Source organism: Streptomyces sp. JLYT201 (genome assembly GCF_059448825.1).
Window position 1 is genome coordinate 1,062,272 of the sequence record NZ_CM182551.1, and the last position, 18,617, is coordinate 1,080,888.

16 protein-coding genes are annotated in these 18,617 nt (G+C 71.2%); 4 read left to right on the forward strand and 12 right to left on the reverse strand.

What is annotated here, in order from left to right:
• Positions 1-64 precede the first annotated feature (64 nt).
• Genes AC5WAM_RS04555 through AC5WAM_RS04565 form a run of 3 tightly spaced genes read right to left on the reverse strand, consistent with a single transcriptional unit; the run spans position 65 to position 3,208 of the window.
• On the reverse strand, positions 65-994 hold the full coding sequence (locus AC5WAM_RS04555; RefSeq protein ID WP_495521660.1) for a carbohydrate ABC transporter permease: 930 nt from the start codon (positions 992-994) through the stop codon (positions 65-67).
• Positions 991-1,905, reverse strand: coding sequence for a carbohydrate ABC transporter permease (locus AC5WAM_RS04560; RefSeq protein WP_495521661.1), 915 nt, complete (start codon positions 1,903-1,905; stop codon positions 991-993). Before AC5WAM_RS04560 ends, AC5WAM_RS04555 begins: the two co-directional genes overlap by 4 nt.
• 34 nt (positions 1,906-1,939) lie before the next feature.
• Entirely contained in the window at positions 1,940-3,208 is a 1,269-nt protein-coding gene (locus AC5WAM_RS04565) for an ABC transporter substrate-binding protein (protein WP_495521662.1), read from the reverse strand.
• A gap of 276 nt (positions 3,209-3,484) precedes the next feature.
• On the opposite strand from AC5WAM_RS04565, the gene AC5WAM_RS04570 reads away from it, so the two are divergent.
• A complete protein-coding gene (locus AC5WAM_RS04570; RefSeq protein ID WP_495521663.1) occupies positions 3,485-5,542 on the forward strand; it encodes an NPCBM/NEW2 domain-containing protein in 2,058 nt (685 codons plus the stop codon).
• A gap of 62 nt (positions 5,543-5,604) precedes the next feature.
• Here the strand turns inward: AC5WAM_RS04570 and AC5WAM_RS04575 are convergent, their stop codons facing one another.
• Positions 5,605-6,576 (reverse strand): ROK family protein, encoded by a 972-nt coding sequence (locus AC5WAM_RS04575; protein ID WP_366792077.1) that lies wholly within the window; start codon positions 6,574-6,576, stop codon positions 5,605-5,607.
• A gap of 430 nt (positions 6,577-7,006) precedes the next feature.
• On the opposite strand from AC5WAM_RS04575, the gene AC5WAM_RS04580 reads away from it, so the two are divergent.
• Positions 7,007-7,993, forward strand: a complete 987-nt coding sequence (locus AC5WAM_RS04580) for a LacI family DNA-binding transcriptional regulator (RefSeq protein ID WP_216677027.1) — start codon at positions 7,007-7,009, stop codon at positions 7,991-7,993.
• A gap of 13 nt (positions 7,994-8,006) precedes the next feature.
• Here AC5WAM_RS04580 and AC5WAM_RS04585 read toward each other — a convergent pair whose 3' ends face one another.
• On the reverse strand, positions 8,007-9,314 hold the full coding sequence (locus AC5WAM_RS04585; protein WP_495521664.1) for a DUF6986 family protein: 1,308 nt from the start codon (positions 9,312-9,314) through the stop codon (positions 8,007-8,009).
• 285 nt (positions 9,315-9,599) lie between these two features.
• Here AC5WAM_RS04585 and AC5WAM_RS04590 point away from each other — a divergent pair, with 285 nt between their 5' ends.
• Positions 9,600-10,505, forward strand: coding sequence for an endonuclease/exonuclease/phosphatase family protein (locus tag AC5WAM_RS04590; RefSeq protein ID WP_366792079.1), 906 nt, complete (start codon positions 9,600-9,602; stop codon positions 10,503-10,505).
• Positions 10,506-10,565: 60 nt separating this feature from the next.
• On the opposite strand, the gene AC5WAM_RS04595 is transcribed toward AC5WAM_RS04590, so the two are convergent.
• The 4 genes from AC5WAM_RS04595 to AC5WAM_RS04610 all read right to left on the reverse strand — a co-directional run bounded on the left by AC5WAM_RS04595 (position 10,566) and on the right by AC5WAM_RS04610 (position 13,687).
• Positions 10,566-11,528: an electron transfer flavoprotein subunit alpha/FixB family protein gene (locus tag AC5WAM_RS04595; RefSeq protein WP_366792080.1), complete on the reverse strand. Its 963-nt coding sequence runs from the start codon at positions 11,526-11,528 to the stop codon at positions 10,566-10,568.
• 59 nt (positions 11,529-11,587) lie between these two features.
• Positions 11,588-12,376 (reverse strand): electron transfer flavoprotein subunit beta/FixA family protein, encoded by a 789-nt coding sequence (locus tag AC5WAM_RS04600; RefSeq protein ID WP_495521665.1) that lies wholly within the window; start codon positions 12,374-12,376, stop codon positions 11,588-11,590.
• A 228-nt stretch (positions 12,377-12,604) separates the two neighbouring features.
• Entirely contained in the window at positions 12,605-13,111 is a 507-nt protein-coding gene (locus AC5WAM_RS04605) for a flavin reductase family protein (protein ID WP_495521666.1), read from the reverse strand.
• 240 nt (positions 13,112-13,351) lie between these two features.
• Entirely contained in the window at positions 13,352-13,687 is a 336-nt protein-coding gene (locus AC5WAM_RS04610; protein WP_366792083.1) for a thioredoxin family protein, read from the reverse strand.
• A gap of 260 nt (positions 13,688-13,947) precedes the next feature.
• On the opposite strand from AC5WAM_RS04610, the gene AC5WAM_RS04615 reads away from it, so the two are divergent.
• Entirely contained in the window at positions 13,948-14,676 is a 729-nt protein-coding gene (locus tag AC5WAM_RS04615) for a lysophospholipid acyltransferase family protein (RefSeq protein ID WP_366792084.1), read from the forward strand.
• Positions 14,677-14,703: 27 nt separating this feature from the next.
• Here the strand turns inward: AC5WAM_RS04615 and AC5WAM_RS04620 are convergent, their stop codons facing one another.
• The 3 genes from AC5WAM_RS04620 to AC5WAM_RS04630 form a co-directional block, all read right to left on the reverse strand.
• Entirely contained in the window at positions 14,704-15,405 is a 702-nt protein-coding gene (locus AC5WAM_RS04620) for a B3/B4 domain-containing protein (RefSeq protein ID WP_366792085.1), read from the reverse strand.
• Between the two features lie 144 nt (positions 15,406-15,549).
• Complete coding sequence (locus tag AC5WAM_RS04625) at positions 15,550-17,793, reverse strand: glycosyl hydrolase family 95 catalytic domain-containing protein (RefSeq protein ID WP_495521667.1); 2,244 nt, start codon at positions 17,791-17,793, stop codon at positions 15,550-15,552.
• A gap of 180 nt (positions 17,794-17,973) precedes the next feature.
• Complete coding sequence (locus AC5WAM_RS04630) at positions 17,974-18,582, reverse strand: transglutaminase-like domain-containing protein (protein WP_495521668.1); 609 nt, start codon at positions 18,580-18,582, stop codon at positions 17,974-17,976.
• Positions 18,583-18,617 lie beyond the last annotated feature (35 nt).

Genomic DNA, 18,617 nt, shown 5'->3' on the forward strand with positions numbered 1-18,617 from the left:
CTGCCGGGGTGCGCTGTTTCAGGTCGGTGGGTCAGCCGCCGGTGCCCGAAGCACCAGGCCCGCCTCAGCCCTTGCTCGACCCCAAGGTCAGGCCCGCGATGAAGTGGCGTTGCAGGAGGAGGAACACCAGGATCGTCGGGAGGGCCACCAGGACGGAGCCTGCCGCCAGGAGGTTGTAGTCGGTGAAGAACTGGCCGCGGAGGTTGTTCAGGGACGAGGTGATGGGGAGCTTGTCGGGGTTGGAGATGAAGATGAGGGCCCAGAGGAAGTCGTTGTAGATCCAGGTGAATTCGAGGGTGGCCAGGGCCGCGAGGGCCGGGCGGCACAGCGGCAGGGTGATGCGCCAGAACTGGGTCCACACCCCGGCCCCGTCGACGACCGCGGCCTCCAGGATCTCCTTGGGCAGGGTGCGCATGAACTGGGCGAGGACGAAGACGCAGAAGCCCACCTGGAAGCCGATGTTGACGAGGATGACCGCCCAGTACGAGTCGTAGAGGGTCATCGAGTCGGACATCCACCAGGGCAGGTCGATCTTCAGGAAGAGGACGTAGAGCGGGGTCACGAGGACCTGCGGCGGGAGCAGGTTGCCCGCCGTGAAGAACATGAGCAGCGCGAGGCCGCCGCGGATGTGCAGACGGGAGACCGCGAAGGCGACGAAGGCCGCGAGGAACAGCGTGACGAGCACCGCGGGCACGGCGATGATCAGCGTGTTGGTGAAGTACTTGCCCATGCCGGAGGCGGTGTAGGCCTCGCGGTAGTAGGCGAACGACAGCTTGTCGGGCCAGGAGAAGTAGCCGTCCCGGGCGGTCTCCTCGTACGGGCGCAGGCTGGCGTAGACGGCGAGGAGCAGCGGGGCGACGAACGCCAGGCAGACCGCGGACAGGAAGATGTGGACGCCGTATCTGCCCCGGCGCGGACGGGGCCTCGGCGCGGCGCCCCGGAGGCTCGGCGTCACCTCGCCGGCCCGTGTCGTGGACTTCAGGTCCGCGGTCATTTCTCGCGCGCTCCTCTCAGCTCCTGGACCAGGAACGTCACGATGAAGCCCAGCGAGACGCCGAGCAGTACGACCGCGATGGCCGAGCCGAAGCCGATGCGGCTGGCCTCCCCGATGATGTTGTCGGTGATGAGGACGGAGAGCAGTTCCAGGCCGTTGCGGCCCTTGTTCACCGCGTACACGATGTCGAAGGCGCGCAGCGCTTCGATGACCGTGATGACGCCCACGATGACGTTGACGGGGCGCAGGGTGGGGAAGGTGACGCGGAAGAAGGTCTGGCGCTCGTTCGCGCCGTCGATCGCCGCGGCCTCCTTCAGCTCGGGGTCGACGGACTTCAGCCCGGCCAGGTACAGGATCATCACGTAACCGGTGTGCCGCCAGCTCGCGGCGAGCATCATCATCCACAGGTTGATGTCGGAGTCGCCGAGCCAGTCGACGGGGTCCTGCTCGTTGCCGAGGACGGTGTTGACCACGCCCTGGTCGGTGCCGAGCAGCAGTTGCGCCATGAAGCCGACGACGGCGAGCGAGAGCACCACCGGCAGGTAGATCACGGACTGGTAGAAGCGGCTGAAGCGGATGCCCCGGTCGATGAGGACCGCGAGGAGGAGCCCGAAGGGCGTCGCGACGAGTCCGAGGAAGGCGATCCACAGCAGGTTGTGGCGGACGGCGGGCCAGAACGCGGGATAGTCCTGGACCAGGTTCTCGTAGTTGTCGCCGCCCACCCAGTGGATCTCCCCGATGCCGTCCCAGGACGTGAAGGACAGGCCGACGGAGGCGAGGGCGGGGCCCCAGACGATGAGGACGTCCAGCAGGACGGGTAGGCCCAAGAGCGCGCCGAGAACGGCGATGTCGCGGCGTGTGAAGCGCCGTGTCGTACGCCGTCCGGCGCGCCGTGCGGTGTTCTGCGGCACGGAGTGCGCTCCCCTGACTCAGCTCACGGATGACTCAGTTCACGGACGTGGAGAAGATGTCCTTCTTCTGCCGTTCGATCCTGTTGCACAGACCGTCGACGTCCTTGGGGTCGTCGATGAAGTCCTGAAGTGCCTTGATCATGACGGTCTGGGCGAAGTCGGGGCGGGTGTCGCGGTCCAGGAACTGGGAGATCTGCTGCGCCTTGGCGACCAGTTCGGCGGACTTCTTCTGCAGCGGGCTGTACTTGCTCGTGTCCGCGTCCTCGTTGACGGCGACGTTGTTCGGGTCGCCCTTGAGGTAGACGTCCTCGGCTTCCGCCGTGCCGAGCCACTTCAGGAAGTCCTTGGCGCCGTCCACGTTCCTCGACTTCTTCGGGATGAGGAATCCGTCGATGGGAGCCTCCACGGCGTCCTGGCCGTACCGCGGGTCGATCTCGGGGAAGGGGAAGAAGTCGATGTCGCCGCGCTCGCCCTCCGGGAACTGGCTGCCGGGGTGCGGCATGCCGAACACCGCCATGCCGGTCCTGCGGCGCTGGAGGCCCTGTCCGGCCTCCTCCCAGGTCCGGCCGAGGGCGCCCTTCTGGTAGTACGGCATGAGTTCGCGCCACAGGTCGAAGACCTTCTTGACCTTCCGGTCGGTCCACGCCTCCTCGCCCGCCATCAGGCGCTTGTGGAAGTCGTAGCCGTTGAGCCGCAGGTCGATGTAGTCGAAGGTGCCCATCGCGGGCCAGCCGTCCTTGTCGCAGAAGGCGACGGGGGTGCCGTCCTTGTGCATCTTCTTGGCGAGCGCGATGAACTGGTCCCAGTTGGCGGCCGGTTCGTACCCCCGCTTCTCGAAGAGGCTCTTCCGGTGGAACACCGCCCACGGGTAGTAGTAGTACGGCACGAAGTACTGTTTCCCGTCGTGCGTGGACTGGTCCTTCAGCGCCTGCGAAAAGCCCCGGAAGCCCTTCCACACATCACTGATCTCGACCAGCAGTCCCTTCTCGGCGAAGTACTGCATGCGGTAACCGGCGAACCACATGAAGACGTTGTCGGGTGAACCTTGCAGATAGCGCGTGATGTTCTGCTGGAATTCGTTGTGCTCTGTGGTGTTGACCTTGACGCGCTTGTCGGTCTCCTTCTCGTACGCCGTGAAGGCCTGCGCGAAGGCCGCCTTGGGCACGGCGTCCGAGGCGTTGGAGCCCACCGTCACCTCGTTCTTGTTGCCGCCGGGCCCGTCGCCGCAGGCAGTGAGCAGGGCGGGGAGCGTCACCGCCCCGGCGCCGAGGGCGGTACCGCGCAGGAGGGTCCGGCGGGACATCGGATGTCCATTCACATTCCGGGGGGCGGTCGGACCGTGGGACCCGGTGAAATCTGACTGTGCCATGTCCCCCTCCTCGGGGTGCAACCCAACACAACCGAACGCAAGGCTTGGATCTCACTCCCCAGAGTCACCGCCGTCAAGGGTTCTGACGCCGAATGCTCGAACCGTTACCCCTCCTCTTCCAACAGACTTCAACACGCTCTACCGTAAGCGCGCACGAGTGACACGTCCCTGGAGACATCCCATCTTCCGCGAGTACGGAGGAACGTAACGATGCGTCACCTTCCCACCCGCACATCCCGCCGAAGAGTGGTCGGATCCCTCGCCGCGGCGCTGCTCTGCGCGGCGGGGCTCGCCTCGCCCGCCGTGGCGGGCGCGGCACCGGGCCCGCAGGCCGCGCGGGCCGCGGGCGCCGACGGGCCCCGGCTGCCCGACGGCCTCGCGCTGACCCCGCCGATGGGCTTCAACAACTGGAACGCCACCCACTGCCGCGCCGAGTTCGACGAGGCGATGGTCAAGGGGATCGCCGACCTCTTCGTGTCCAAGGGCCTCAAGGACGCGGGCTACCAGTACGTCAACCTCGACGACTGCTGGGCCCTGCCGCAGCGCGACGCGAACGGCAAGCTCGTGCCCGACCCGAAGAGGTTCCCGGGCGGCATCAAGGCCGTCGCCGACTACGTGCACGGCAAGGGCCTCAAGCTCGGCATCTACACCAGCGCGGGCACCAAGACCTGCAACCAGGCGGGCTTCCCCGGGGCGCTCGGCCACGAGCGCAGCGACGCCCGACAGTTCGCGGAGTGGGGTGTCGACTACCTCAAGTACGACAACTGCAATAACCAGGGCGTGGACGCCAAGGAGCGCTACATCGCCATGCGCGACGCCCTCAAGGCCGCCTCCCGGAGCACGGGGCGCCCCATCGTCTACAGCATCTGCGAGTGGGGCGAGAACAAACCCTGGGAGTGGGCCGCTGACGTCGGCCACCTGTGGCGCACGACGGGCGACATCAGCGACAACTGGAACTCCATGCTCTCCATCATGAAGCGGAACCTTCCGCTCGCGCGCTACGCGGGCCCCGGCCACTGGAACGACCCGGACATGCTCGAAGTCGGCAACGGCGGCATGACCGACACCGAGTACCGCACGCACTTCTCCATGTGGTCGATCATGGCCGCGCCGCTGCTCATCGGCTCCGACCTGCGCAAGGTCTCGCCGCAGACCTTCGAGATCCTCGGCAACAAGGAAGTCGTCGCCGTCGACCAGGACCCGCTCGGCAAGCAGGGCACCGTCCTCTCCTCCACCGGCGGGCGCTGGGTCGTCGCCAAGGAGATGAAGGACGGCAGCCGCGCGGTCGCGCTGTTCAACGAGACCGGAAGCCCCCAGCGCATCGCCACGACCGCGACGGCCGTCGGCCTGCCGAAGGCCTCCGGCTACACCCTGCGCGACCTGTGGAAGCACGAGAGCTTCAACACCGCGGGGGCCATCTCCGCGACCGTGCCCGCGCACGGCACCGTCCTGGTGCGCGTCGCCGCCGACGGCACGTGGGCCGACAAGCCCCCGGCCGTCGAACTCGGCCTCGACGGAAGCGCGTTGGTCGAGGCGGGACAGCCCGACAAGCTCACCACCCGTGTCACCGACCTCGGCCGCACCCCCGCGCACGACGTCCGCGCGCGCCTCAGCGGCCCCGCGGGCTGGCAGATCAAGGCGACGTCACCCACGAGTGCGGCGGTCCTGCCCACCGGCAAGGCCCTCACCACCTCCTGGACCGTGACGGCACCCGCGGGCACGCCCACCGGCCCGTACGCCTTCGAGCTCAAGACGACTCACCGCGGCCCGGGCGGCCGCCAGGTCGAGAGCGCGCTGCCCCTGACGGCCCAGGTGGTGACCGCGCCGCCGGCGGGCCGCTCCGCCCTGAGCGACCTGCCGTGGATCTCCACCACCAACGGCTGGGGCCCCGTCGAGAAGGACACCAGCAACGGCGAGAACCGGGCGGGCGACGGCAATCCGCTCACCATCGACGGCAAGGTGTACGCCAAGGGGCTCGGCGTCCACGCCGAGAGCGACGTCGCCTACTACGCGGGCGGCGCCTGCGAGCGGCTGACCGCACAGGTCGGCCTCGACGACGAGAAGCTCCTCAAGGGCACCGTCGCCTTCGAGGTCTGGGCCGACGGCGAGAAGGCCGCGGCGACCGGCGTCCTCACCAACCAGCAGCCCGCACAGGCCATTGCCGCCGACGTCAGCGGCGCCGAGGTGGTGCGCCTCGTCGTCACCGACGGCGGCGACGGCATCGACTCCGACCACGCGGACTGGGCGGAGCCCGTCCTCAGCTGCTGAGCAACCCGCCAGGCGCCGGAGCCCCTCGCGCCGCACGCCGCGCGAGCGGGCCTCCGGTCCGCTCAGCCGTTGACAGCCGACCGCAGCCGCGGCGCCGCCGGGTCGGGGAAGGCCCGCAGCGCGGCCGCCGCCGCGCCCACCAGACCCGCGTCCGTGCCCATCAGGGCCGGGGCGACCGTCAGTTGGCGTACGAAGGACAGCGCGGCGTAGTCCCGCAGGGCGCGGCGCAGCGGCGCGAACAGGACGTCGCCCGCCATCGCCACTCCTCCGCCGATCACCGCGATGTCGATCTCGACGAGCGTGGCGGTGGCGGCGATGCCGGCCGCGAGCGCCTGCGCGGCCCGGTCGAAGGAGGCCGTGGCGACCGGGTCGCCCGCACGGGCCGCGAGCGCCACGGCTGCCGCCGAGGTGTCGCCGTCCGGGCCCGGCCGCCAGCCCGCCTCCAGGGCGCGCCGGGCGATGTTGGGGCCGCTCGCTATGCGTTCGACGCAGCCGCGGGCGCCGCAGGGACACGGGTCGCCGTCCAGGTCGACGCAGATGTGGCCGATGTGGCCCGCGTTGCCGGTGGGTCCTGGATGCAGCGAGCCGCCCAGGATCAGGCCGCCGCCGACACCGGTGGAGACCACCATGCACAGGGCGTTGTCGTGGCCCCGGGCGGCACCTTGCCAGTGCTCGGCGGCCGTCATGGCCACGCCGTCGCCCACCAGCTCCACCGGCAGGCCGTCGGTGGCGGCGCGCACCCGCTCCACCAGGGGGTAGCCGCGCCAGCCGGGCACGTTGACGGGACTGACCGTGCCCGCCGACGCGTCGACGGGGCCCGCGCTGCCGATGCCGACGGCGCGCACCCGGGCCCACGGCTCCCCGGCCGCGAGCTCGCCGAGCACGTCCTGGACCGCCCGCATCACGGTGTCGCCGTCCTCGCGCGCGGGCGTCGGCCGCTGGGTGCGCAGCAGGATCCGGCCGCGGCCGTCCACCAGGGCTCCGGCGATCTTGGTGCCGCCGATGTCTAGTGCGGCGACGAGGTGCGTGGGCATCACTGTCAGATCTCCTGGTGAAAGGGCAGGCCGGAGAGTGCGGGGGGACAGTCTCTCGTGCTTCTGACAACGTTGTCCAGGTTCTATGCTCGATGCCACACGGCGGGCCCTTGCGCCCACCGCCGGAACCGCGGCCCCCGCCTCGGCAGCGCATGACGCCACCCCCGGGTAAACACCGGACATCCAACCCCCCGTATACATAGTGGACGTCACATGAGCCCCGTACACAGTGGAAACCTGAACTTCCGCACGCGAACCGGCCTCCGTTACGCAGACTGGGTCCGCGACCCGCGCAGCACAGCACCGTAGTGGACGACAGACAGGACAGCGCACCGTGGCAGAGACCGCCCGCACCCCCGTCTCCCACCGCCGCACCGACGGCAGTTCGGACCCCGCGGACCCCAGGAGCCGCTACGGCAACCGGCCGACCATGAAGGACGTCGCCGCCCGCGCGGGCGTGGGCCTCAAGACGGTCTCCCGCGTCGTGAACGGCGAGCCGGGGGTCACGCCCGACACCGAGCGGCGCGTCCAGGAGGCCATCGACGCCCTCGGCTTCCGGCGCAACGACAGCGCGCGGGTGCTGCGCAAGGGCCGCACGGCCAGCATCGGCCTCGTCCTGGAGGACCTGGCCGACCCGTTCTACGGCCCGCTGAGCCGCGCGGTCGAAGAGGTGGCGCGGGCGCACGGAGCGCTGCTCATCAACGGTTCGAGCGCCGAGGACCCGGACCGCGAGCAGGAGTTGGTGCTCGCCCTGTGCGCGCGGCGCGTCGACGGTCTCGTGGTGATCCCCGCGGGCGACGACCATCGCTATCTGGAGCCGGAGATCGCCGCGGGCGTCGCCACGGTGTTCGTGGACCGGCCGCCGGGGCGGATCGACGCGGACGTGGTGCTCTCCGACAGCTTCGGCGGCGCGCGGGACGGCGTCGCGCACCTGATCGCGCACGGCCACCGCCGCATCGGCTTCATCGGCGACCAGCCGCGCATCCACACCGCCATAGAGCGCCTGCGGGGCTACCGCACGGCCATGGCGGACGCGGGCATCGACGTCGACGAGTCCTGGGTGTCCCTCGGCCTCACGCACCCCGAGCGCGTCGCCCGCGCCGCCGAGACGATGCTGGCGGGCCCGGCTCCCGTCACCGCGATCTTCGCGGGCAACAACCGCGTGACGGTCACCGTCGTACGCGTCCTCGCGGGGCTCCCCCGCCCCGTGGCCCTGGTCGGCTTCGACGACATCGAGCTGGCCGACCTGCTCCGGCCGGGGGTCACGGTGGTCGCCCAGGACGCGGCCCAGCTCGGCCGCACGGCGGCGGAGCGCCTCTTCCGCCAGCTGGACGGCGCGTCGGGTCCGCCGGAGCGGGTGGAGCTGCCGACGCGCCTGATCACCCGGGGCTCGGGGGAGCTGGCGCCCGCGGACTGAGCGCGGCGGGGCGCTACTCGGCCGAGGGCGTCAGGTCGCCCCGGCGCGGCCCCGCGTACGTCTGGAGCCCGGCCGGGGTGAGCCCGGTGAGCCGGGTGACCTCGGCGGTGTCGAGCGCGCCGCAGTCCAGGCCGCGGAGCAGATACCCGGCGAGGGCCTTGGCGGTGGCGGGCTCGTCCGCGATGTCGCCCGCGGTCCGGTTGGCGTACGCGGCGAGGCGGGCGGCGGCCTGCTCGAAGCCCTCGCGGTAGAAGGCGAACACGGCGGCGTAGCGGGTGGGGATGTGGCCGGGGTGCATGTCCCAGCCCTGGTAGTAGGCGCGGGCCAGGGCGCGCCGGGTGAGGCCGTAGTGCAGGCGCCAGGCGTCGTGGACCTTCGCCGTGGGGCCGACCGGCAGGACGTTGGTGGAGCCGTCGGAGACGCGCACGCCCGTGCCCGCGGCCGCGACCTGCATGATCGCCTTGGCGTGGTCGGCGGCCGGGTGGTCGCTCGCCTGGTACGCGGCGGACACGCCGAGGCAGGCGCTGTAGTCGAAGGTGCCGTAGTGCAGGCCGGTGGCGCGGCCCTCGGCGGCGTCGATCATGCGGGCGACGGTCGCGGTGCCGTCGGCGGCGAGGATCGACTGGCTGGTCTCGATCTGGATCTCGAAGCCGATCCGGCCGGGGGCGAGGCCGCGCGCCTTCTCGAACTCCTCCAGGAGCCGCACCATCGCGGTGACCTGCTGCGGATACGTCACCTTCGGCAGCGTCAGGACGAGCCCGTCGGGCAGGCCGCCCGCCTCCATGAGGCCGGTCAGGAAGACGTCGAGGGTGCGGATGCCGCGGTCCCGCACGGCGGCCTCCATGCACTTCATGCGGATGCCCAGGTAGGGGGCCGTGTGCCCGGCGGCGCCGGGCGCGTACGTCTCGGCGATCAGCCGGGCCGCGCGCGCCGCGTCGGTGTCCTCGTCGGCGTCCGTGCGTCCGCCGTAGCCGTCCTCGAAGTCGACGCGCAGGTCTTCGATGGGCTCGCGCTCCAGCTTGGCCCGCACACGTGCGTAGACCGGCTCGGCGAGGTCGTCGGCGAGGCCGAGGACGGCGGCGAAGGAGGCGGCGTCCGGCGCGTGCTCGTCGAGCGCGGCGAGCGCCCGGTCGCCCCAGGAGCGGATGGTGTCGGCGGCGAACAGCTCGCCGGGCACGTACACGGTGTGGACGGGCTGGCGGGTGCCGGGGTCACCGGGGTAGCGGCGCTCCAGCTCCTCGTCCACCGGCGTGAGCGAGGCGCTGACCCGCTCGCTGACGGCGCCCGCGAGACTCGTCGCCACCTTTTCCTGCTGACCCATCCGTGCACCCTCCACATTCATGGTGCGGCGTTCCGTGCTCACGGTGTTCCATGGCGGGGACGCCGGTGAACCGACCATCAAATCTTCCGCTTCACGGAATTAGGAATCCGTATGGCGAAGTTATCCGTGTACCTTCCCACTGGTCAACACCTTCTCGTGTACCGGACCCCGGGTGTTCACGCCTGTCTCAGATGGCGCTTCCACACTCCGATGGGCCCCTTCCGCACGGCCGGGGCCCGCTCGGAGCCCGACAGCGCCGCACCGCGACCGACCGAAGGAGAACGCGTGCCGACCGACACACCCGTGACCCGCCGCTCCGGCCTGCGTACGGCCGTGGCCACCGCGACGGCCGTCACGGTCCCGCTGCTCGCCACGGCGCTCGCCGCCACGCCCGCGCACGCCGCCGAGCGCCCGGGCCGCCGCCTGGAGGTCATGACCTTCAACCTGCGCTACGCGAGCCCCACGCCGCCGAACGCGTGGCCGGAGCGCCGCCCGGTGACCCGCGAGCTCCTGCACCGGGCGCGGCCCCACGTCATCGGCACCCAGGAGGGCCTCTACCAGCAGGTGCAGGACATCGCCGAGGACCTGGGGCCGCACTACGCCTGGATCGGCACGGGCCGCGCGGGCGGCAGCCGCGACGAGTTCATGACCGTCTACTACGACACGCGCAGGCTGACGCCCGTCGCGTACGAACACTTCTGGCTCTCCGACACCCCGGAGGTGATCGGCTCCAACACCTGGGGCGGCGGTTCCGTCCGCATGGTCACCTGGGTCCGCTTCCACGACCGGCGCACGGAGCGCGAGTTCTACTTCCTCAACACCCATCTGGACAACCACAGCCAGTACGCGCGCACGCGGGCCGCGCATCTGATCTCCGACCGCCTCTCCGCCCTCGACCGCACCGTGCCGAAGGTCGTCACCGGCGACTTCAACGTCGCGGCCCACAAGAACCCGGTGTACGAGACGCTGCTCAAGGCGGGGCTCGTCGACACCTGGGACGCGGCCGACGAACGCGGCAAGCAGTACGCGACCTTCCACGGCTACAAGCCGCTCGTGCCGGACGGCGACCGCATCGACTGGATCCTGGCGACTCCGGCCGCGCGCGTGCACGCGGCGGCCATCAACGTCTTCTCCCTGGACGGACAGTTCCCGAGCGACCACCTGCCGGTGCAGGCGAGCCTGACGCTGTGACGCGCGAGGCCCCCGGCCCCGCGCGCGGCGGAACCAGGGGCCTCGTGAGCGTCGAACGGCTCAGCCCTTGCGGGCCTTGACCTCTTCGGTGAGCTGCGGGACGACCTCGAAGAGGTCGCCGACCACGCCGTAGTCGACGAGGTCGAAGATCGGGGCCTCGGCGTCCTTGTTGACGGCCACGATGGTCTTCGACGTCTGCATGCCCGCGCGGTGCTGGATCGCGCCGGAGATGCCGGAGGCGATGTACAGCTGCGGCGACACGGACTTGCCGGTCTGGCCGACCTGGTTGGAGTGCGGGTACCAGCCGGCGTCGACGGCGGCGCGCGAGGCGCCGACGGCGGCACCGAGCGAGTCGGCGAGCGCCTCGATGATCGCGAAGTTCTCGGCGCCGTTGACACCGCGGCCGCCGGAGACCACGATCGCGGCCTCGGTGAGCTCGGGGCGGCCGGTCGACTCGCGCGGCGTGCGCGCGGTGACCTTGGTGCCGGTGGCCTGGGCGGAGAACGACACGGCCAGGGCCTCGACGGCGCCCGCGGCCGGGGCGGCCTCGACCGGCGCCGAGTTCGGCTTCACGGTGATGACCGGGGTGCCCTTGGAGATGCGGGACTTGGTGGTGAACGCGGCCGCGAACACGGACTGCGTGGCCACCGGGCCCTCGTCGCCGGCCTCCAGGTCGATGGCGTCGGTGATGATGCCGGACTCGATGCGGACCGCGAGGCGGGCCGCGATCTCCTTGCCCTCGGCGGACGACGGGACGAGCACGGCGACCGGGGACACGGCGTCGTACGCGGCCTGCAGCGCGTCCACCTTCGGCACGACGAGGTAGTCGGCGAACTCGGGGGCGTCGGCGGTGAGGACCTTGACCGCGCCGTGCTCCGCGAGCGTGGCGGCGGTGGCCTCGGCGCCCGCGCCGAGAGCGACGGCGACGGGCTCGCCGAGACGGCGGGCGAGCGTCAGCAGCTCCAGGGTGGGCTTGCGGACGGCTCCGTCGACGTGGTCGACGTAGACGAGAACTTCAGCCATGGGACTTCAATCTCCTGCGGTTGCGAAGAAGTTGGGGCGGTTGAGGGAGTGACTGAAGCTCAGATGAACTTCTGGCCCGCGAGGAACTCGGCGAGCTGCTTGCCGCCCTCGCCCTCGTCCTTGACGATCGTGCCCGCGGTGCGCGCGGGACGCTCGGCGGCGGATTCGACCTTGGTCCAGGCGCCCTCGAGACCGACCTCTTCCGCGTCGATGTCCAGGTCGTCCAGGTCCAGGGACTCCACCGGCTTCTTCTTGGCCGCCATGATGCCCTTGAACGAGGGGTAACGGGCCTCGCCCGACTGGTCCGTGACGGACACGACGGCCGGCAGGGAGGCCTCCAGCTGCTCGGAGGCGATGTCGCCGTCACGGCGGCCCTTGACGACGCCGTCCGCCACGGAGACCTCGGAGAGCAGCGTGACCTGCGGGACGCCCAGGCGCTCGGCGAGGATCGCGGGGAGCACGCCCATGGTGCCGTCCGTCGAGGCCATACCGGCGATGACGAGGTCGTAGCCCGTCTTCTCGACGGCCTTGGCGAGGACCAGCGAGGTGCCCATCACGTCCGTGCCGTGCAGGTCGTCGTCCTCGACGTGGACGGCCTTGTCGGCGCCCATCGACAGGGCCTTGCGCAGCGCGTCCTTGGCGTCCTCGGGGCCGACGGTCAGGACCGTGATCTCGGCCTCGTCGTCCGCCGCCTCCTTGATCTGCAGGGCCTGCTCGACCGCGTACTCGTCGAGCTCCGAGAGGAGGCCGTCCACGTCGTCACGGTCGACGGTCAGGTCCTCGGCGAAGTGCCGATCGCCGGTGGCGTCGGGCACGTACTTCACACAGACAACGATCCTCAAGCTCACGCCGGCTCTCCTACTGCATCGTCATTACTGGGCTGCTGCCTTGGCTGGGCCACTGCCTTCTTGCAGGCAGCATAGGCGCCTCAAGCGGCGGATCCCGGTCGGGGCGGCCCCGCTCCAACCGGAATATTACTCATGAGTACACCCACTGCTTTCCCGCTGAGCAAGCGCTTTGAACTGTGACCTTCGCAACGCTCCGTAATCACGCGCACCCCGCGTCATCGGGAACTCTCAGTCACGCAGCGCGTTGAAGCGCCCCTGGTGGTACAGCAGCGGGCGGCCCGCCCCCGCGGGGTCGCCGACGACCGCCTCCGCGAGCACGAGCCGGTGGTCGCCCGCGGGCACCCGCGCCACGACGCGGCACACCAGCCAGGCGAGGACGCCGTCGAGGACGGGCACGCCGTGGGGCCCCTCGAACCAGCGCGTGGGCGCGCCGAAGCGGTCGGCACCGCTGCGCGCGAACGTCGCGGCGAGCTCTTCCTGGTGCTCGCCGAGGACGTGGACGCCGACGTACTCGGCCCGGGACATGGCGGGCCAGCTGGAGGCGCCGGTGCCGATGCCGAACGAGATCATGGGCGGCTCGGCGGACACCGAGGTGAGCGAGGTGGCGGTGAAGCCGACGGGGCCTGCGCCCCGCGCGGTGATCACCGCGACCCCGGCCGCGTGCCGCCGGAAGACGGAGCGCAGCAGGTCGGGCGCGGCGAGCTGAGGGATGTCGAGGTCGGGCGAAGCCGTCATGGAGTTGTCCTTCTGCAGGAGGTACGAGCGGGTCCGTGGCTGCTCAGCAGGACCAACAGCGCGCACTGGCATGACGGGCGAGGTCCACATGGACGCGCTCGTAGAGAAGGAGCTCCGGTGGCATGGCAGCAGGCTGTCGATAGATGGCCGGTGCAGTCAAGGCCCTGCGGGCGCGGTAAAGATCACTCAGGAACACGGGCCGGAGCACGGGTCCTCCCTTCCGGGACCGCGGCCCCCGCCTCATACGGCCGCTCCGAGGGCGGCGATGACGTCGGCCTTGCGCGGCTGTCCCGCCGCGCGCCGCACCTCGCGGCCGCCGCGGTCGAGGACGAGCACCGTGGGCGTCTTGTCGATGCGCAGCTCCCGGACGAGCTCCAGGGCGCCCTCGGCGTCGATCTCCACGTGCGCGACGCCGGGCACCATGGCGGCGACGTCGGCCAGGACCCTGCGGGTCGCCCGGCAGGGCTGGCAGAAGGCGCTGGAGAACTGCACGAGCGTGGCCCGCTCACCGAGCGGTCCGCCCAGGTCCCCCGCCTCCAGCCGCCGTGCGCTCTCGCGTCCGCGCGCCGCTGTCACCCGCGCCTCCCACCCTTCTCCGTCGCCCGCCCGGGCGCTGTCCGGCCCCCGGCCGGGGGCGCACATACCTCATTCCCTTCAGCACGCGCGCGTCCTCAAAGATTCCGACGTGACGAGAATCTCCCGCACTACGGGCACTAGCGCTGGCCAGTCGCTCGTTCTTGGGGCACGATCTGCGGAGCCGTATACCTACGGATCCGTAACTTGGTTACCTGCCAAAGGTCCCCCTCCTCTGGCAGAGATGAAGGGCCTCCCCACCCATGGCAGAACTCGTGTACCGACCGGTCGTCGGCGTCGCCAAGACCTTCTTCAAGGCACTGGACCTGAAGATCGACTGCAAGGGTTCCGAGAACATTCCGCGCACGGGTGGCGCGGTCCTCGTCAGCAATCACATCAGCTATCTCGACTTCGTCTTCAACGGCCTGGCGGCGCTGCCGCAGAAGCGCCTGGTGCGTTTCATGGCGAAGGAGTCGGTGTTCCGCCACAAGATCTCCGGTCCGCTGATGCGCGGAATGAAGCACATTCCCGTGGACCGCAAGCAGGGCGACCAGGCGTATGCCCACGCCCTGGACTCGCTGCGCTCCGGGGAAATCATCGGCGTCTTCCCCGAGGCGACGATCTCGCAGTCGTTCACCCTGAAGTCGTTCAAGACGGGTGCCGCGCGCCTGGCCCAGGAAGCGGGGGTCCCGCTGATCCCCATGGCGGTGTGGGGCACGCAGCGGGTCTGGACGAAGGGCCACCCGCGCAACTTCAAGCGCCAGCACCTGCCCGTGACGATCCGGGTCGGCGAGGGCGTGGAGGCGCCGAAGGAGCAGTACGCGGGTGCGATCACGCGGCGCCTGCGCGAGCGCTGCCAGGAGCTGCTGGAGGCCGCGCAGCGCGCCTACCCCGGCCGCCCCAAGGGCCCCGACGACACCTGGTGGCTCCCCGCCCACCTGGGCGGCACGGCCCCGACCCCGGCCCAGGTCCGCGCCGCCGAGGCGCACTGAGGCCGCGGCGGACGGCCCGCCGCAACCTCAGTGGAGCGGCAGGCCCGTCCGCTCGTGGACGACGATCCGCGCGCCGGGGCTGAACTTCTCCAGGAGCTCGACGAGCTCCGCGGCCGCCGCGTCGAGGCCCGCGTGCGGGCCCATGCCTTCGAGCAGGAAGACCGCGCTGACGGTCTGCTCGGTGAGGCGGGTGCGGGGGCCCTGCCGCCAGTTCCAGCGACGGCAGGTCACGCCCTCGTCGTCACGCCAGACGACCTCGCCCGCGTCGGGGTGCTCGACGGTCCGCTCGCCCCCGGCCATGGTGACGAAGTCCTCGTCCCCGGTGGCGCGGACGAGCCGCATGGCGCCCTTGATGTGGTCCAGGTCCTCGCCGCCGACGGGGATCAGGTGCGCCACGCTGATCGCGTTGTAGACGTCGACCAGCGTGTTGATGCGCGGCAGCCCCGCGTCGGTGAGGGCCCTCTTGGCCAGGGCCTCGGCGGAGTTCCTTGTGCGCGAGGGCTTGGCGCCGAAGTCCGTGTAGGCCCCGCGCCAGTCCGCCATGTGCGGGTCCTCGTGCGGGGCGCGGCCGTCGAGGCGCGCGGTCAGGCGCCGCGCCGCGTCGTCGAGGAGGGCCGACGTGCCGTCGGAGCTGGGGCCGTTCACGAGGTCGTACGCCTCGACGGCGATGTGGGTGAAGCCGGGCGCGAGCGCCCGCACCTCGTCGGACACGGTGAGCGTGAGCGTCATGATCTGCCTTGGGTCGCGGACGTCATCAGCGGAAGTACAGCATAACGAACTCACTAGTTCATTTCACTGTACTTTCGCTCCGCGGCAGGCGCAGGGCGGATCCGTGCCGCACGACAGCGGGCGTGCGGCAGGTCCGTGGCAGGTCTACGGCAGCCCCCAGGCCGGTTCCGTCGCGTTGCCCGGCACGTCGCGCGGGCCCGGTGCCGGGCGGGCGCCCTTCGGGGTGACCAGCGCCGACTGTCCGCGCCGCAGCGGGACACTGATCACGTCGCCGCCCCGGAAGGGCAGGTCACGGCCCCGCTCGTCGCGCACGTCGATCTCCCCGGCGATGCCGTGCCGCAGCCGCAGCGGCTCCCCGGCCTCGCTGTGCACCCGGATCCACTCCGTGCGCCCGGCGCGCCGCGAAGCGTCGACGAGGAACGCGCCCTGCGTGCGGATCCGCTGGAGGCTCGCGTCACGCCAGGTGTCGGAGACGGCGGGGAAGACCTTGACCACTCCCCCATGGCTCTGCGTCAGCATGTCGAGCAGGGACCGGCCCGCGGCGATGGGGCTCTCCAGGGCGAAGTTGGAGCCCTCGCGGTACATGGTGTTGGGCGTCAGCGCGCAGTTGTCGGTGACGTTGCCGTCCACGAAGAACCGCAGGTGCCGCAGGGCCCGCTCCGCCTGTCCGAACAGCGTCTCCATGGAGGCGGCCGCCGCGTAGCTGTAGCCGTGCCAGCGGTCCTGCCGCCCGGCCCAGTGGTCGAAGCTGCGCCGGTCGAGGCCCTCCTGGAGCGGGTGGAGCCACAGCAGGTGGGAGAAGTGGCGGTGGGACTCGGCGAGCGGGACCCCGGCGCCGATCATGACGCCGTTCTGGTCGCGGTGGTACGGGACGAGGCGGTCGCGGATGTCGCGCCACCGCTTCTCGTCCGGGTCCCGCAGGCGCAGTCGCCGCACGGAGTCGAGCAGGGCCGTGACGCCCCACCGCAGCAGCGACAGGTCGTAGGTGCAGTCGGCGGCGTTGGCGTACTCGGGCGAGCGGGTCTCGGGCAGGTGCAGCCTGCCGTCGGAGCCCTCGGTGAGGTGCCGCGCGTAGTAGCGGACCGCCTTGGCGAGGACCGGGCGGATGACGTGCCGCAGGGCGTCGTCGTCCATGTGGTGGCGGTAGGTGACCCAGGCGTTGTGCAGGGCCCAGATGAGGTTGCCCGTGTGGTCGTTGGGGCTCACGCCGGGCACGCCGACGTAGCGCGGCCCGGAGCGCAGCCGCCAGTCGCCGGGGTGGCACAGCGCGTAGGTGTCGCCGTCGCGCAGCTCCGGGCGGATGTTGGTCTCCAGGTTGGCGTGGTCGTGGGCGAACGTCGCTGTGACGGCGTCGAGTTCGCGGTGGTTGGAGGCGTCGGCGAGGGGATAGGTCACCTGGACGTTGGTGTTCCACCAGATGCTCGTCCAGTTGTTGCCCGTCTCCGGGAACCACGGGCCGAAGACCGGGGTGACGGGCCCGCCCGCGCGGGTCGCGCACGCCAGTTTGTACAGCTGGATCCAGTAGAAGCGCTGCAGCTTCTTGTCGGGCACGGACACGAAGCTGCGCCGGTAAAAGGCGTGCCACCAGCCGCGGTGGCGGGCCACGGCCGCCTCGGCCGAACCGTCGAGCGCCTTCTCGACCGCGCGCAGCGCCCGCTCCCGGCCGGTGGAGTCCGGGTGTCCGTACGCGATGGTGGCCGCGAGGAGGCGGCCGGTGCCGGAGCGGCGCTCGCGCCAGGCCGTGGTGTAGCCGCCGCCCGCGTGCAGGGGCTGTTCGACGTGGCCGGGGCCGGTGGCGGGGTCCGGGTTGGCGGTGTACTCGGGCGGGACCCGGACGGTGCGGGTGGTGCGCGAGGGCAGCGCGGTGAACCCCCAGGACGTGGCCTCCTCGCCCGCGCTCGGCTCCGTCGAGACCAGCAGGACGTCCTCGTGGCTGAGGATCAGGGCGGAGAAGGCGACGCTGCCGCGGGTGGTGGTGACGGTGCCCGCCAGCTCGGCGTCGTCCAGGTCCAGGCGCCAGTCGACGCCGGTGACGGTCCCGGCGAAGGTGAGCGTCAGGAAGCCGACGCCGAGCCGGGAGTAGCCGATCGCGGCCTCCCACTGGCCGCGCTGGTCCTGTACGTGCGCGTGGTTGACCATGAAGCGCAGGGCGTTGCCCTCGCCGGGCTGCGCGTACACGTGCGCGGCGAGGAAGCCGTTGCCGAGGAACGGCCCCTCCTGCCAGCCGCGCGGGAGCCGCTTCCACACCATGGCGGCGTCCCGCAGGAGCGCGCCGTGCGCGTCCGCGCGGGGCGCCGCCGCGGACGCGGCCCAGGCGACGGGCGAGCCCGCCGCGACGAGTGCTCCGGAGGCGCCTGCGACGAAGGCGCGCCGTGAGAGGGGAGTCATGGCGTGGGCCTCTCCAACAGCGGTGCGGTCAGGGTGAGTTGGCGTACGCAGCATCGGGTCCACGCCGTGCCGCGTCAAGCGATCCGACAGGAATAGGTCCGATGACTTTCCAACTCGCCGCCTCACAGGCCCCTTTCACGCGGTGCTTGCGGCAGGCACCCCCTCACCACATCCGATGTTTCAGCCTTGCGCCACGGGGAGTTCCTCCGGCAGCCTCTCCCAGAGCCAGGGCCGGTCCGGGGCCGCCTTGAGGATGTCCAGCAGCACCGGGTTCGGCTCGGCGTGCAGCGTCGGGTAGTCGACCTCCCCGGCGGTGGCGTCCACGGGGAAGGCCAGCCGCTCGCCCCCGAGGGAGAACCGCGCGTCCACGCCGGGCTTGTTGCCGCGCGGGTCCTGGCGGTGCCAGGACCCGTCGAAGCGCACGGCGACGAGACCGTGCAGCGCGAAGGCGCTGCCGTCGTCATGGAGGAGCCGCTGGTAGCACAGGGCGGTGGGGATGTCCTCGGCGCGCAGCAGCGCGACGAGGGCGTGCGCCTTGGCGTGGCAGATGCCGGTCCGCCGCTCCAGGACGTCGGAGGCGCGCCACGTCACGCGCGGGTCCCCGGCGTCCGCGGAGTGCGGGATGGTGTCGCGGACGAATTCATAGGCCGCCCGCGCGTATACGTATGAGTCGTCGGCGCCCTCGGCCAGGCGCGCCGCGGTCTCCCGGACCAGGGGGTGCCTATGGTCGATGGCCTCGTCCGCCGCGAGATAGGCGGACAGATCTGGGTTCTCCTGGATCAGCTCCATGAGCCGCGAGCATAGGAAAGCGGCCGATCGAGAGT

What these genes read in the sequence shown, in the direction of transcription:
- AC5WAM_RS04620 (WP_366792085.1), bottom strand. Translation starts at nt 15,405, where the DNA reads ATGACGCTCACGCTCACCGTGTCCGACGAGGTGCGGGCGCTCGCGCCC.
- AC5WAM_RS04595 (WP_366792080.1), bottom strand. Translation starts at nt 11,528, where the DNA reads ATGGCTGAAGTTCTCGTCTACGTCGACCACGTCGACGGAGCCGTCCGC.
- AC5WAM_RS04565 (WP_495521662.1), bottom strand. Translation starts at nt 3,208, where the DNA reads ATGTCCCGCCGGACCCTCCTGCGCGGTACCGCCCTCGGCGCCGGGGCG.
- AC5WAM_RS04585 (WP_495521664.1), bottom strand. Translation starts at nt 9,314, where the DNA reads ATGGGTCAGCAGGAAAAGGTGGCGACGAGTCTCGCGGGCGCCGTCAGC.
- AC5WAM_RS04555 (WP_495521660.1), bottom strand. Translation starts at nt 994, where the DNA reads ATGACCGCGGACCTGAAGTCCACGACACGGGCCGGCGAGGTGACGCCG.
- AC5WAM_RS04605 (WP_495521666.1), bottom strand. Translation starts at nt 13,111, where the DNA reads ATGACGGCTTCGCCCGACCTCGACATCCCTCAGCTCGCCGCGCCCGAC.
- AC5WAM_RS04580 (WP_216677027.1), top strand. Translation starts at nt 7,007, where the DNA reads ATGAAGGACGTCGCCGCCCGCGCGGGCGTGGGCCTCAAGACGGTCTCC.
- AC5WAM_RS04615 (WP_366792084.1), top strand. Translation starts at nt 13,948, where the DNA reads ATGGCAGAACTCGTGTACCGACCGGTCGTCGGCGTCGCCAAGACCTTC.
- AC5WAM_RS04575 (WP_366792077.1), bottom strand. Translation starts at nt 6,576, where the DNA reads ATGCCCACGCACCTCGTCGCCGCACTAGACATCGGCGGCACCAAGATC.
- AC5WAM_RS04625 (WP_495521667.1), bottom strand. Translation starts at nt 17,793, where the DNA reads ATGACTCCCCTCTCACGGCGCGCCTTCGTCGCAGGCGCCTCCGGAGCA.
- AC5WAM_RS04630 (WP_495521668.1), bottom strand. Translation starts at nt 18,582, where the DNA reads ATGGAGCTGATCCAGGAGAACCCAGATCTGTCCGCCTATCTCGCGGCG.
- AC5WAM_RS04570 (WP_495521663.1), top strand. Translation starts at nt 3,485, where the DNA reads ATGCGTCACCTTCCCACCCGCACATCCCGCCGAAGAGTGGTCGGATCC.